The organism is Acinetobacter sp. YH12235 (assembly GCF_013417705.1).
GTDB lineage: Bacteria > Pseudomonadota > Gammaproteobacteria > Pseudomonadales > Moraxellaceae > Acinetobacter.
Window position 1 is genome coordinate 48,519 of sequence record NZ_VPDL01000016.1, and the last position, 13,469, is coordinate 61,987.

13 protein-coding genes are annotated in these 13,469 nt (G+C 42.2%); 10 read left to right on the plus strand and 3 right to left on the minus strand.

What is annotated here, in order from left to right; translation table 11 throughout:
• Positions 1-239: 239 nt before the first annotated feature.
• The 4 genes from FTV13_RS09800 to FTV13_RS09815 all read left to right on the plus strand — a co-directional run bounded on the left by FTV13_RS09800 (position 240) and on the right by FTV13_RS09815 (position 5,793).
• A complete protein-coding gene (locus FTV13_RS09800; protein ID WP_180011872.1) occupies positions 240-3,026 on the plus strand; it encodes a type VI secretion system Vgr family protein in 2,787 nt (928 codons plus the stop codon).
• Entirely contained in the window at positions 3,023-4,141 is a 1,119-nt protein-coding gene (locus FTV13_RS09805; protein WP_180011874.1) for a hypothetical protein, read from the plus strand. The genes FTV13_RS09800 and FTV13_RS09805 overlap by 4 nt, the downstream gene beginning before the upstream one ends.
• Positions 4,142-4,159: 18 nt before the next feature.
• Entirely contained in the window at positions 4,160-4,582 is a 423-nt protein-coding gene (locus FTV13_RS09810; protein WP_180011876.1) for a hypothetical protein, read from the plus strand.
• A 248-nt stretch (positions 4,583-4,830) separates the two neighbouring features.
• Positions 4,831-5,793: an IS30 family transposase gene (locus FTV13_RS09815; RefSeq protein ID WP_180011878.1), complete on the plus strand. Its 963-nt coding sequence runs from the start codon at positions 4,831-4,833 to the stop codon at positions 5,791-5,793.
• 69 nt (positions 5,794-5,862) lie between these two features.
• Here the strand turns inward: FTV13_RS09815 and FTV13_RS09820 are convergent, their stop codons facing one another.
• A complete protein-coding gene (locus tag FTV13_RS09820; protein ID WP_005232462.1) occupies positions 5,863-7,575 on the minus strand; it encodes an electron transfer flavoprotein-ubiquinone oxidoreductase in 1,713 nt (570 codons plus the stop codon).
• Between the two features lie 187 nt (positions 7,576-7,762).
• Here FTV13_RS09820 and FTV13_RS09825 point away from each other — a divergent pair, with 187 nt between their 5' ends.
• From FTV13_RS09825 to FTV13_RS09845, 5 genes are all read left to right on the plus strand, one after another.
• A complete protein-coding gene (locus tag FTV13_RS09825) occupies positions 7,763-8,374 on the plus strand; it encodes a DUF1285 domain-containing protein (RefSeq protein WP_159123934.1) in 612 nt (203 codons plus the stop codon).
• A gap of 49 nt (positions 8,375-8,423) precedes the next feature.
• Entirely contained in the window at positions 8,424-9,302 is an 879-nt protein-coding gene (murI, locus tag FTV13_RS09830; protein WP_166138033.1) for a glutamate racemase, read from the plus strand.
• A gap of 115 nt (positions 9,303-9,417) precedes the next feature.
• The gene (locus FTV13_RS09835) at positions 9,418-10,446 is read left to right on the plus strand and encodes a DUF4062 domain-containing protein (RefSeq protein ID WP_166138036.1); all 1,029 of its coding nucleotides are present in this window, start codon (positions 9,418-9,420) and stop codon (positions 10,444-10,446) included.
• Between the two features lie 65 nt (positions 10,447-10,511).
• Complete coding sequence (gene hemH / locus FTV13_RS09840; protein WP_180011881.1) at positions 10,512-11,525, plus strand: ferrochelatase; 1,014 nt, start codon at positions 10,512-10,514, stop codon at positions 11,523-11,525.
• A 21-nt stretch (positions 11,526-11,546) separates the two neighbouring features.
• A complete protein-coding gene (locus FTV13_RS09845) occupies positions 11,547-12,191 on the plus strand; it encodes an MBL fold metallo-hydrolase (protein ID WP_180011882.1) in 645 nt (214 codons plus the stop codon).
• A gap of 32 nt (positions 12,192-12,223) precedes the next feature.
• On the opposite strand, the gene FTV13_RS09850 is transcribed toward FTV13_RS09845, so the two are convergent.
• A complete protein-coding gene (locus tag FTV13_RS09850; RefSeq protein WP_004781764.1) occupies positions 12,224-12,406 on the minus strand; it encodes a hypothetical protein in 183 nt (60 codons plus the stop codon).
• A gap of 154 nt (positions 12,407-12,560) precedes the next feature.
• A complete protein-coding gene (locus FTV13_RS09855; RefSeq protein ID WP_180011884.1) occupies positions 12,561-12,737 on the minus strand; it encodes a DNA gyrase inhibitor YacG in 177 nt (58 codons plus the stop codon).
• A gap of 84 nt (positions 12,738-12,821) precedes the next feature.
• Between FTV13_RS09855 and FTV13_RS09860 the strand changes: the two genes are divergently transcribed.
• On the plus strand, positions 12,822-13,466 hold the full coding sequence (locus FTV13_RS09860) for an SAM-dependent methyltransferase (protein WP_180011909.1): 645 nt from the start codon (positions 12,822-12,824) through the stop codon (positions 13,464-13,466).
• Positions 13,467-13,469: the final 3 nt, after the last annotated feature.

The following is a 13,469-nucleotide window of genomic DNA, read 5'->3' on the forward strand; positions in this document are numbered from 1 at the left end:
TTTTTGGGCAGATGAGTGATTTATTTGCCCATATTGTTGAAAGATTAAAATGAAAAGAAAGCTATTTTTTTTGAATACTTGATCTGCTTGAAGTTCCTGACTTTCAGAAAATAAAAATTTGATATTAAAGCCTCTTCCAGAATTACAGTGATGAATCGGAACCATGGCCAGACCAATGAATCTAGGCTGGATATAAATAATTCACTATAATGCCGCAAAAATATTTATAACAATTAAAAATGATAAAAAATCATATCGCTCAAGTATTAGAGCAATTGGGTCTTAGCGCACAGAAGCGTGCTTTGCTTGTTCAGTTTTCCCATCAAAAACTTAATTCCGAAGTTTTTCTGCAACGTATTGATGGCCAACATGTCCTAAATCAGGGACTAAAGATTGAGCTGATTTGTGTGTCGACTAATGCCTTGATTCCCCTTAAAGAATTTATTGGAACTCAAGTAGCGATAGATCAGGTCACGGATCAAGGACAGTTATTTCGCAGTTCCGGAATTATTACTGCAGCAACTCAGGGACAGAGTGGTGCATTAGTGCTTTATAAACTCACCCTGGAAGATGCAACGTCGCTATGGCATAAACGCCGTAATAGTCGTGTGTTCATGGACAAGAGTGTCCGAGAGATTACTGAAATCTTATTCAAAGAATGGCAGGGTAAGAGTCCATTATTTGCGGCTGCACTTAAGCTGGATTTATCCGGTTTGCAGCAAACTTATGATGTACGTCCTTTTACTATGCAGTTGAATGAAAGCGACTATGACTTTTTAACCCGTTTATGGCGTAGTGAAGGGATTAACTGGCTGATTGATGAGTCTGAGCTTATAGTTGTGCATTCATCTGCAGCGATTGCAGCGCAAAAGCTTAGATTAATTGATGACAATAGCTACTACCAAGCTTTAAGCCGCAGAGCGATCCGTTTCCATCGTTCCAGTGCTACTGAACAAGAAGATAGCATGACCAGTTTTATTGCAGAACGACAGTTGCAGCCGACCGCTGTACATATCCAGCGCTGGCATGCCGGTCGCTTGAATCAGGAAGAAGGCATAGGTTCAGTACAAAGCAAGCACCAGCAGAGTCAGGTTCAGGATAATGCCAGCCTGGCATTGGAACAAGGCTGGAACATCAGCCCGGCATGGATCACTGATCTTAGGCATGCAGATCAGGCAACTCTAGCCTCGGATGCACAAATCGAGAAAATAAACCAAAATTTGCAGCATTTCTATGATGCACAGGCCAAACAATTTTTAGCAACATCCACGGTACGTGATGCCCAAGTGGGTTACTGGTTTCGGCTGGATCAGCATCCTGAAATTGACCAGCATCCAGCAGTAGATAAAGAATTTTTAATCATCTCTAGGAAATTTTATAACCAAAATAATTTGCCTAAAGACTTAAATGAGCAGGTTCATGCTTTAATTCAGCAAAGCTGTTGGCAGATGACAGAATCCAAGGACGCAGGTGAGCGTCAGGCCAACCAGCTAGTCTTGCAACGTCGCCATATTCACTTGGTTCCTGAGTATCAACCTTTATTGCAGCGGCCACAGGCCTATCCGCAATGCGCCAAGGTAGTCGGGCCAGAAGATGAAGAAATTTATGTGGATGAATGGGGGCGGATCAAAATCCGTTTTCTGTTCACTCGTCCGGATGACCATGCTCACGATGGTGGCGCAGGCAGCAATGACAGTGATACAGATTCAGCCTGGGTAGATGTTCTGACCCCGTGGGCAGGTATAGGTTATGGGGTCCGTTTCTTGCCACGCATTGGTGAAATTGTGGTCGTCGACTTTTTTGATGGCAATATTGATCGGCCTTTTGTGGTAGGTCGGATTCATGAAGGCCAACGTTCTCCGACGAAGTTTGATCAAAAAGGACAACTACCAGATACCAAAAAACTCAGTGGTATTCGCTCGCAAGAAGTACAGGGGCAAGGCTTTAACCAGTTACGTTTTGATGATACGACTGGCCAGATCAGTATACAGTTACATAGTAGTCAAGCTGCCAGTCAGCTCAATCTGGGTAACTTAAGTTATTCAAAAGAACAGGCTGAAAATGAAGGACGGGGTGAAGGCTTTGAACTTAGAACTGACCAATGGGGTGCAGTCCGTGCAGGTAAAGGGTTATTGATTTCGGCTCATAAACAGCAAGCTGCAGATGGTTCACATATGGATGCTGAACCAGCGAAAAGCCAGCTTGAATCAGGCTTGCAGATGAGCCAAGCACTGAGTGATGTTGCTGAAAACCAGCAAACTGATCCGCTTGAAATCTTTGAGACCCTAAAAAGCTTTATTGAGCACATTGAACAGCAAGATCAAGACAAAGCAGCTGCCTTTAAACAGGCAATCATGATTCTGACAGCACCAAAATCCATTGCGCTGAGTACTCAGCAGGATATTCATTTGTCTGCGGAAGGTCAAATTAGCCACCAGGCAGCGGACAGTATTAACCTAAGTTCGCAGAAAAAGATTATTGGTCATGCCTCTTCTAAAGTGAGTCTGTTTGCAGCCCAACAAGGCTTAAGAGCTTATGCCGCAAAAGGCAAAGTTGAACTACAGGCGCAAAATGATGGGATGGATATTATTGCGCGTAAAGGTATCAAAGTTGTCTCTACTGAAGATCAGATCGAAATTACAGCAGCGAAGGAAATTGTTTTAACTGCGGGCGGTTCTCAAGTTGAGATCAGTAGTGCCGGAATTTTGCCGACGACGGGTGGTCATTTTGAGATAAAGGCAGGACAACATCAATTTTTATCAGAGAAAAAGGTAATAAATGATATTCCTTATCTCCCTGCCTCGCATAATAGTTCCTATGTTTTAGAGTTCGATGTGCGACATAAAATAAACAATAAATTATTAGAAAGCTCTCCAATTTTTAGTCTTATCGATTCTAAGGGGAATGTACGAACAGGAGAGATTCCCAAAGATGGAATTATTAGAATTACCTCAGAAAATAAGGAAGAAGAATATACGGTTATGGTGCATAAATATGATGCAGAGATATCGGAGTTAGAAGAATGACTTATACGGCTCGTTTAAAAGTATCCTGTGATAATAAAGACCTTTTATCAAAATTAAGCTATACCTTACTAAATACGACAACTCAAAAAAGTTATGGAGGAAAAATTGATCCGAATGGTTGTACCAAAATCTATAATTGCAATAAATTAGATTTAATCTTTGTAGAGTTAATTTTAAATAATTCAAAAATTGCCAGAGTACGTGTTCCCGCACTAGAAAATGGCGAATTTAATAAATCGATATATAAATTAAAATCAACTACAGGTACAACAAAACAAGCAGAATCAAATAAAGTACCTGTTAAAGTTAAAAATGAATTAGAAATAGCACTTGAAGCTTTACATGGTACAGCACTTTACTTTAGTAATAACTTTTTAGATCATGATAGCTCCTTAAGAATTGCTTATATGAAAGCAATTAAAAAAATGAGTCATGATTACTTAAAGGATGTCGAAAATGGAAGAATGACTGTAAAAGACGCTTCGAAAGAGGCTCATACATTAAGAAATGATATTTTAGAACAGACCAGGAAAAAGAATTCTCCAATCGCGTTAGCAGTATCACAAAAAGAAAAAATAGCGGCTAAAAGTTTAGATCAATTCTTAGAATATTATGCATTGAAATTAAAAGATCCTGGTAAATGGAAAAAACTGAAAGATCAGTCAAGACAAACCTTGGATAATTATGTAAAAGCATCAATAGGTACAAGAAATTCATATTTTCAGGCACTTTCAACAGCAGATAAAAATAAAGTTTTTTATAGTGTAGTTAAAGGATCAGGGTCATCCCATGGAACCTTTGATAAAGCAGCAAAGTATATGAAACCACTAGGCAAAGTAATTGTCGTTATTTCAATTTCCTATGCTTGGTATGAAATTTATTCAGCTGAGAATAAAGAAAAGGAATTTTATAAAGAAGTCGCAACCATAGGCTCAGGAGTGGCAGCTGGCGCTGTGAGCGGCGCTATTGCAGGAGGAATTTGTGGCCCCGGGTCTCCCATATGTTCAACAGTAGGTGTAATAATTGGCGGTCTAGCGGGAGGGTATGGAGCATATAAATTAGTTGAAGCTTATGATGAAGAGTTGGAAGCTTTTACAGAATGGACTTTATTTTAATTCCAGTAGGTAGCCTGTATGTTTAAGTTTTTAAAAAGGTTAGTAAGAAAAGAAGCTAATAAAAATTTAGATACGAGTAATTATAAAACTAAAATTAAAAATTTTAGCTTAGAGCATGATCAGATTGTGGGCGTAAATATAGATGATGTAATAATAAAAATACCTTATATAGACATCGTAAGGATATCTATTATGGTTTATGAGGAAGATTTACTCCCTCAACCAATCTGGACTGTGCAAACAATAAAAGACATTATTGATATACCGAATGAATTAAATAATACAGATAAATTATTTTTTGAGGTTCTTAATAAAAAAATAGAAGGTTACAACTCAGTTCAAACCCAAGCAGAAATATTAAAAGCTATGAATTGTACCCATAACAGCCTATTTCATATTTGGCAGCGCCATGATGCAGATAAAATATTTAAATCTATTTAAAGCTAATTATTTCTTGCACACTAAAATTAAATGAAGTGATGAATAATTTTAGTTTTCTAGCGTCCTTTATCTAGTCAAAACTTCAAAGCGAAGTAATTCAATACTAAAAAAATTTAATGATGTTTATTTCATAATCTTATAAATCGCAGATTCAAATCCCAAGTGCAACACATTTGTAGTTAGTTGAAAAAGTTAGGTGTATTCATAGAATCATTAGACTTTTTCAACTCGCAATTGGAAAGCACACAATGAAGAAATACACCCAACTTTCTCAAGATGAAAGATACGAAATTTATGCTACTTTGAAAAGTAAAAGTTCAATCGCTACCCTTGCTCGGGAATTAGGACGTTCACGATCAACCATCTACCGTGAATTAAAAAGAAATACTGGGCAACGTGGATATAGAGCTCAACAGGCAGCTAAATTTGCAAGTCAAAGACGGTACCGTCCTTCATCATCAATGACAGCATTTGCCTTCGCTTATATTGATTATTTGATTGGTTTGGACTGGTCACCCGAACAAATTTCAGGTGCTTTAACACAACGCGGTTGGCTGGATGTACCTTCACATGAGTGGATTTACCAGTACATTTATCAAGATAAATCAAAAGGCGGTAAACTTCATCTACATTTAAGGCATCAGAAGAAATATCGAAAACGCGGTTACAAAAACACGGATCGTAGGGGTCAAATCATTGATAAAACAAGTATTTACTGCCGAGACCAGGTCATTGATCAACGACAACGTTTAGGAGATTTCGAAGGTGACACGGTAATTGGTAAACATCATAAAGGAGCTTTATTGACCCTCGTTGATCGAAAGAGCCTGTACGTACATATTGTTCATTTAGGGCCAACGAGAGAATCCTCTAAAACGATTACTTGTGCATTAGATCGTTTACGAATGAGCCATGCTTATAGTGTAACATTTGATAATGGAAAGGAATTTGCCGAACACAAAAGAATTACTGATGTCGGCATAGATACTTATTTTGCTGATCCTTACAAGTCTATTCAGCGAGCTAGAAATGAAAATACGAATGGTTTAATCCGGCAATATCTGCCAAAATCATCATCGTTTGATGGCGTGTCAAACGAACAAATAGAGCAGATAGAATTTGCACTCAACCATCGTCCTAGAAAAACACTAGGTTGGTATACACCGAGTGAAGTTATGGCTGGTTTTTATACTGTTGCACTTGCCGCTTGAATCCGCCAATATAAAAAAAGCCTCTAAAGTAATTAATTATTTTAGAGGCTTATGCAAGCTAATTAAGCATTACATATTCGGGTAGTTCGGACCACCGCCACCTTCCGGTGTTACCCAGGTGATATTCTGAGATGGATCTTTGATGTCACAGGTCTTGCAGTGCACACAGTTCGCGGCGTTGATCTGGAAGCGTTTCGAACCGTCATCATTTTCCATGATTTCATACACACCTGCCGGGCAGTAGCGCTGTGCAGGCTCATCCCATTTCGGCAGATTCACATCTACCGGAATCGAAGCATCAGTTAACTTTAAGTGCGCAGGCTGGTTTTCTTCATGCACCGTATTCGATACAAATACTGAAGACAGACGGTCAAAGGTCAGCTTGCCATCCGGTTTTGGATAGTTCGGCTTGAAGTTCACTGCATCGACCGTTTTCAGAGTTTTAAAGTCTGGCACCAGATCATGTAGGGTGAACGGCACTTTAAACACGTTCTGGTCGATGAAGTTGAATGCACCACCCATCCATTGACCGAACTTGTGCATTGCCGGGCCAAAGTTACGTGCGCTATACAACTCTTCTTTCAGCCAGCTATTGTTGAACTTGTCTGTATAAGATGTGAGTTCTTTAACAAAGAAGTCTTCGCCTTCGGTCACACGCGCAATCGCCAGATCACCACCTTTTTCTACACCGGCAGCAATCGCTTCAAAGACTGCTTCGCCACACAACATGCCTGATTTCATCGCAGTGTGTGAGCCTTTGATTTTGGCAAAGTTCAGGAAGCCTGCATCATCACCAATTAAAGATCCACCCGGGAAGGTAAATTTCGGCAGGGAGTTAAAGCCACCTTTAGTTACTGCACGCGCACCATATGAAATACGCTTGCCGCCTTCCAGGTACTGTTTGATCAGTGGGTGGGTTTTCCAGCGCTGCATTTCCATAAATGGATACATGTGTGGATTTTCATAAGAAAGATCCACGATCATGCCTAGGGTTACCTGATTGTTTTCAGCGTGGTAGAGCCACCAGCCACCTGAAGAACCGGTTTCAGATAAAGGCCAGCCTGCACCGTGCATTACCAGGCCTGGTTTGTGTTTCGCTGGATCGATTTCCCAGAGTTCTTTAATGCCGATCCCGTAGTGCTGCGGATCAGCATCTTTATCCAGATTGAATTTTTGGATCAGGCGTTTACCTAAATGACCGCGACAGCCTTCAGCAAAAATGGTGTATTTGGCATGCAACTCATAACCTGGTGCAAAGTTATGCGTCGGTTCGCCATCTTTACCAATACCCATGTCACCGGTTTGGATACCTTTCACCGTACCATCTTCATGATACAGAATTTCAGAAGCAGCAAAGCCCGGGAAGATCGATACTTCCAGCTCTTCGGCTTTCTGGCCTAACCAGCGCACCACGTTACCCAGTGAGATCACGTAGTTACCATCGTTATGCATAGTTTTAGGCACCATCCAGTGCGGTGCTTCTTGTGATTTTTCATCTGAAAGAAGGAAGAAAGTTTTGTCTTCTGTCACTGGCACATTTAAAGGTGCACCTTCTTCTTTCCAGTTCGGGAATAGTTCGTTCATGGCACGTGGTTCAAGCACAGCACCCGAAAGAATATGTGCACCGACTTCGGAGCCTTTTTCTACGACACAAACGGACAGATCATTTAAATTGTTTTCAATTGCAAGTTGACGGATCTTGATTGCAGCAGACAGGCCGGCAGGACCCGCACCTACGATCACAACGTCAAACTCCATCGATTCACGTTCGATGTGTTCCATGTAGGACTCCTCATATTTCTATTCGGTGGCAACCATAATCGGATGATTGGGTGCTGCCATGAGTGTTCTGAATTCCTAGACACAAAAATAGTAGTGTCTTTAAGCATCTGGGCTAGTATAGTTTTAAACCCAGGTTAAGCCAATTGGCTGAAACATATTATTTTTCCGTCATTAAGGTCTTCTTTATATGAATAAGTCAGCACCCGATAAAAATCCGACGAAAAAAGTAGCTTCTAGCGATGATAAAAATTTAATGGATATCGCACAATACTTAAAAGATGCACAGGGCAGTCACAAAAGGTCAATCCCGCCTTTGGATCAATGGCAGCCAAAGCATTGTGGCGCAATGGATCTCAAGGTTTTGGCCAATGGAGAATGGTGGCACGAAGGTCAATTGATCAAGCGTCAGCCGATGATAGACCTGTTTTCCACGGTACTCTGGAAAGAAGAAGGAAAATTCTATCTAAAGACGCCGGTTGAAATGATTGAAATCGAGGTCGAAGATGAACCTCTGTTTGTAAATCAGGTCGATCAGGTCAAGATTGAAGGCAGGACTTACCTGCAACTGACCACCACGACTCAGGACATCATTATTGTCGATAGCGAACATCCTATCTTTATGCGTCAGTATCAGGATGAATTGCGCCCTTATGTGCATGTGCGTTTTGGAATCAATGCGCTTATTCAGCGGGCTGCTTTTTTACATCTGGTGGAGATGGGCGAGCTTGGTGAAAATGCTGCTGGAGAGACGGTTTTAAGCTTGAAAAGTGGTGATTTAGACTTGCATTTAAGCACCTGAGGTTTAAGCTTTGTCGCAAGGTCATTTGAAACAAGCAACTAGCAACGTTATGAGCGCTATCCAACCGATTTATCCCTTAGTAGATCCCATGCCTAAAGCCAGTGCTGATGCACCTATCGGGATTTTTGATTCTGGTGTGGGAGGGTTGTCGGTTGCTTTGGAAATTGCCCGGTATTTGCCCAATGAACGCTTTGTTTATTATGCCGACACGGCTTACGTACCTTATGGGCCCCGTAAAGATCAGGAAATCCGTGACCTAACTGCGCGAGCGATTGAATGGCTGTATCGTGAAGGCTGTAAAGTTGCAGTCGTTGCCTGTAATACCGCTTCTGCATTTAGCCTGGATTATTTACGTGAGCATTATGGTGAAAACTTTCCTATCATTGGACTGGTGCCAGCGCTCAAACCTGCAGTCCTCAATACCCAATCCAAAACGGTGGCCGTTCTGGCCACACCTGCAACCTTTCGTGGCCAGCTGATTAAGGATGTCATGACCCGTTTTGCCGAGCCGGCACAGGTCAAAGTAATTCCGGTGACCTGTCTGGATCTGGTGCCTTTTGTAGAAGCCGGTCAGCAGATGAGTCCTGAGTGTCTGGCGACATTAACTCAGATTTTACAACCGGTTGTTGATCAGGGTGCTGATTATTTAGTGCTAGGATGTACACATTACCCCTTCCTAAAATCGTCAATTCAGTATATTTTTGGTCAAAAGCTGACATTAATTGACTCAGGATTCGCGGTTGCGAGACAAACGGCCCGAATTTTGATCAAAAATGGGTTATTATTTGAACATGAGTGCAAGGACAGTCTAAAAATCCGACTTGTGGTTAGTGGTCAAAATGCTGAACAGCTCCAGCCGATTTTAGGGCATCTGATTCCAGCCGATATTAAATGGCAGGTCAGCAATATGGAGACAGAAGTCAGCTAGGCGACCGTCACTCATCTTATAATTTTGAAAGATATATTTTTATACTGGGGTCGTCATATTGTGTCAGGGCAGGGTTTAGCCGGCCAGATCAATGTGCAGTAAAAGAGGATAACCAATGCTCGATAAACGTTATCAGGTGTTTATCTCCACCTCTGGTGCAGAAATGCAGCCAGAGCGGATCATCTTGTCACAAACTTTGGTCGGCATGGGTTTCTTTTCCTGGGGGCTGGAACAACGCACTCCTTTAAATACTGCATTTGCACGTCGCCAGATTGATGATTGTGATTATGTGGTGATTCTGCTGGGTAGCCAGTATGGCGAGCAGTCGGTTTCCGGTGTAGGTTATATGCATCTGGAATACATTTACGCTGTGACCAAGCAGAAACCGATTATTGTGTTTATGCATGAAGATCCGGCTTCACGTGATCCTTCCTTGCACGATGCGAAACCTGAATTACAAGAAAAATTTAAAGAATTTCGTCAGTTATTGCAGCAGGAAGCTGATCAGGTCTTTTGCTATCGTACCTTGCGCGATCTGGAAATGGCGGTACGTTTGAACATGCCGCAAATGCTGGAACGTTATCCGGTAAGTGGCTGGGTACGTCCTCAGAATACTCAAGCCTTGCATGACGAGATTGACCAGCTCAAAGCTAAAGTGGCCCAACTGGAACGCGATGGGGGGACACGTGAAGTGGATCCTTTCCTGAGCCTGCCGAAAGTGTCTATGCATGAAGTTTTCTCCTTCGAATACCGTATGCATGCTTATCAGGATGGTAACTTTAAAGAGCTAAAAGTTCAGAAGAGACTGACCTGGGCACAATTGCTGGCTATTCTCGGCTCTACATTCATTAATCCGACGCCGGAGGAATTTTTCTCCAAGCGTATGAATGAGTATTTGAATGAAACCGGTCTGGAAGATGCACGAGCGGAAATGCCGCGCGCGCATGCTGTAGCCCGTGCCCAGATTAATATTCGCGCCTTGCATAGCCTGAAATTGCAAATGCGCCAGAATGACTGGATTGTACCGTCAGGCCGTGATGACCGTCAGCGTCTGCTTTGGCAGATTACGCCTAAGGCACAAAAACTGCTGGACAGTAACTTGCTGGATAAAGATCGTACTTTTCAATATAAGTCAGTGTATTAATCCATATAGAGAATAAGTAAAAAGCTGTTAAAGTAAGCGGGTTGATACCACGACGGGCGTACTGCATGTTTTCTACAGCTAAACCAAAAGTTACGATTATATTGGCAAATTTAGGCACACCCGATGCACCGACTGTGCCGGCAGTACGCGATTTCCTGAAGCAGTTTTTATCTGATCAGCGTGTCATTGAAATTCCCAAGCCGATCTGGCAACTCATCCTGCGTTTATTTATTTTACCGTTCCGTCCCAAGCGAGTTTCCCAGGCTTATGCACAGGTCTGGGGTCAGGATTCACCGATGCGTGAGATTCTGCTGCAGCAGGTGAGTCAAGTAAAGGCCAAACTCATTGAACAATATCCGCAATTTGAACTGAATGTGGTGCCTGCCATGACCTATGGCAATCCCAATATTCAGGCTGTCCTTGATCAGATTTCGGTTCAACCGCAAGATCACATTATTCTGTTTCCGTTATTTCCCCAGTATTCAGCGACCTCTACCGCACCTCTGTATGATGCAGTCGCAAAATGGGTGCTGAAACAGCGCAATTTACCTGGTTTGTCGATTATCCGCGATTATTATCAGCATCCCTTATTTATTCAGTCACTGGCACAAAGTGTTCGGGATTATCAGGCGATTCATGGGCAGCCGGAAAAACTATTGATGTCATTTCATGGTATCCCGCAGCCCTATGCCGATAAAGGTGATCCTTATGCGGATCGTTGCCGGATTACAGGCAAACTGGTTGCAGAAGCCTTAGGTCTATCTGAAGATCAGTATGCAATTAGTTTCCAGTCCCGGTTTGGTAAACAGGAGTGGGTTAAGCCTTATACGGATGCCTTAATTGAAGAGTGGGGCAAACAGGGCGTGAAATCAATTCAGGTGATGAGTCCGGCTTTCTCGGCCGACTGTTTGGAAACACTGGAAGAGCTGGCTATGGAAAATGGGGAGACCTTCAAGGCCAATGGCGGGGAAAGCTACAGTTATATTCCGGCTTTGAACAACCGTGAAGATCATGTGCAATTGCTCAATACGCTGTTACAGGCTAATCTTGAAGCATTGAATCAGACGCTTGCCCATTAATCTTTTGAGGTTTCTTATCCTATGTTACAAGTCAAAATTGTTCCTGTGACTGCATTTCAGCAAAACTGCTCGATTCTTTGGGATAGCGACAGTAAAGAGGCTGTTTTGATTGATGCAGGGGGCGAACCTGAAAAATTAAAAGCGGAAGTAGAAGCACTGGGCTTAACGGTCAAGGCTTTATGGCTGACTCATGGCCATCTCGATCATGCTGGAGCAGTTGGTGCTTTAAAAAAAGTTTGGGATGTGCCGGTGATTGGTCCGCATAAGGACGATGCATTCTGGCTGGATATGATTCAGGAAGTGTCTACCCGTTACGGTTTTCCGATTCCGGAAAAAGTAGAAGTCACGCAATGGCTGGAAGGTGGAGAAGTTCTCAAGCTGGGTGATGAAGAGTTTGAAGTGCGTTTTGCTCCGGGTCATACCCCAGGTCATGTGATGTTCTATAACAAGAATCATGCTTTGTTATGGACAGGGGATGTACTGTTTAAAGGCTCAATTGGACGGACAGATTTTCCGCGTGGCGATCACCAACAGCTACTCGATTCAATCCAGCGCGAATGTTTTAGTCTGCCGGATGAAACCCGGTTTATTTCAGGACATGGTCCGATTAGTAATATTGGTTTTGAAAAACAGCATAATCCTTTCATTGCGGGAAAAGCCGGTTAAAGTAGGTGAAAAGATCAGCCTAGCTGGTCTTTTTATTTGCTAAAAGGATTATTTAAAGACTGACGGGTTTGTGCGTAGATCAGCCAAGTCATAATGGCAAGGAGAATTCCAACAACAATAAATAAGCCATCCTGTTGGAAAATGCCTATTCCTAATGACAATATCGCAAGTATTCCTACCCCAATTAAAATGATCTTTAGAATAATGTAGCCCATGTTCTTGCTCTAAAATAATGTGATATTTCTGCGTAAGAACATAGTATTAAACTGGCATATGTGCTGTTAACTTGTGTTGGTTTTCTACAAGCCTTTTATAAAAATCATGTGATTATTTAGGATATGCTTAATGTGATAGGATATTTTAAAAGGTTCAGTCTTCTTCAGAAGATTCAGCTGCGGGAGCATCTTGGGTTGGCAGTTTGTATTCCTCACTGGCCCAAGCGCCTAGATCAATCATTTTGCAGCGTTCCGAGCAGAAAGGACGAAATTCATTATTTTCCCAAGTGGTCAGTTTGCCACAGCGTGGACATTTTAAAGTGGTCGGCATCAGCACACTCCCTAGAAAAATAAAGCTTCGATTAGGCAAATATAACTGCACTTGTTAGACTTATACAGTTTTTATTAGTTTGATCTGATTATGTCGATTCGTCAATTTCAAGCACAGCGTATGCATGCGCCTCGTGATTTCCAAAGTATCAGTTCTGAACCGGTTTGTGTGGAAATCGGTGCGGGCAAAGGTAAACACGCATTGCTCTTTACCCAGACCAATCCGAACAGCAAGCTGATAGCGATCGAGCGGACTCGAGAGAAATTTTTGGCCATGCAAAAACAGCATGCGCTGGAAGGACAGCCGAATTTACAAACGGTTCATGCCGATGCTTTGCCGTGGATTGTGCATGCACTCTATCCAGCACAAGTCGAACAGTTTTTTATTTTATATCCGAACCCTGAGCCGCATAACCCGGCGCAGCGCTGGTTGAATATGCCATTTTTTGAGTTTTTATTATCGCGTTTAAAAACTGGTGGCACGATCACTTTAGCGAGTAACATTCCTGAATATATTGAGGAGGCAGAGCAGCAGGTTCAAAACCTGTGGAAGCTGCCTTTTGTTAAAGAAGTCATTGGCCAAGACTCGGCAAGAACTCATTTTGAAATTAAATATCTAAAGCGTGGTGAGTTGTGCCAGCAATTGATTATTAGTAAACCGGAAGGCTATACAACGCGTTTTGATGAGTTTCAGCCGTTACAAGGGCAGAATGCGAGTTCGGCGGAATAAGCC

Bases quoted from the DNA above. Each gene is read 5' to 3' on its own strand.
- FTV13_RS09800 (WP_180011872.1), top strand. From the start codon at position 240: ATGATAAAAAATCATATCGCTCAAGTATTAGAGCAATTGGGTCTTAGC.
- FTV13_RS09805 (WP_180011874.1), top strand. From the start codon at position 3,023: ATGACTTATACGGCTCGTTTAAAAGTATCCTGTGATAATAAAGACCTT.
- FTV13_RS09810 (WP_180011876.1), top strand. From the start codon at position 4,160: ATGTTTAAGTTTTTAAAAAGGTTAGTAAGAAAAGAAGCTAATAAAAAT.
- FTV13_RS09815 (WP_180011878.1), top strand. From the start codon at position 4,831: ATGAAGAAATACACCCAACTTTCTCAAGATGAAAGATACGAAATTTAT.
- FTV13_RS09820 (WP_005232462.1), bottom strand. From the start codon at position 7,575: ATGGAACACATCGAACGTGAATCGATGGAGTTTGACGTTGTGATCGTA.
- FTV13_RS09825 (WP_159123934.1), top strand. From the start codon at position 7,763: ATGAATAAGTCAGCACCCGATAAAAATCCGACGAAAAAAGTAGCTTCT.
- murI (WP_166138033.1), top strand. From the start codon at position 8,424: ATGAGCGCTATCCAACCGATTTATCCCTTAGTAGATCCCATGCCTAAA.
- FTV13_RS09835 (WP_166138036.1), top strand. From the start codon at position 9,418: ATGCTCGATAAACGTTATCAGGTGTTTATCTCCACCTCTGGTGCAGAA.
- hemH (WP_180011881.1), top strand. From the start codon at position 10,512: ATGTTTTCTACAGCTAAACCAAAAGTTACGATTATATTGGCAAATTTA.
- FTV13_RS09845 (WP_180011882.1), top strand. From the start codon at position 11,547: ATGTTACAAGTCAAAATTGTTCCTGTGACTGCATTTCAGCAAAACTGC.
- FTV13_RS09850 (WP_004781764.1), bottom strand. From the start codon at position 12,406: ATGGGCTACATTATTCTAAAGATCATTTTAATTGGGGTAGGAATACTT.
- FTV13_RS09855 (WP_180011884.1), bottom strand. From the start codon at position 12,737: ATGCCGACCACTTTAAAATGTCCACGCTGTGGCAAACTGACCACTTGG.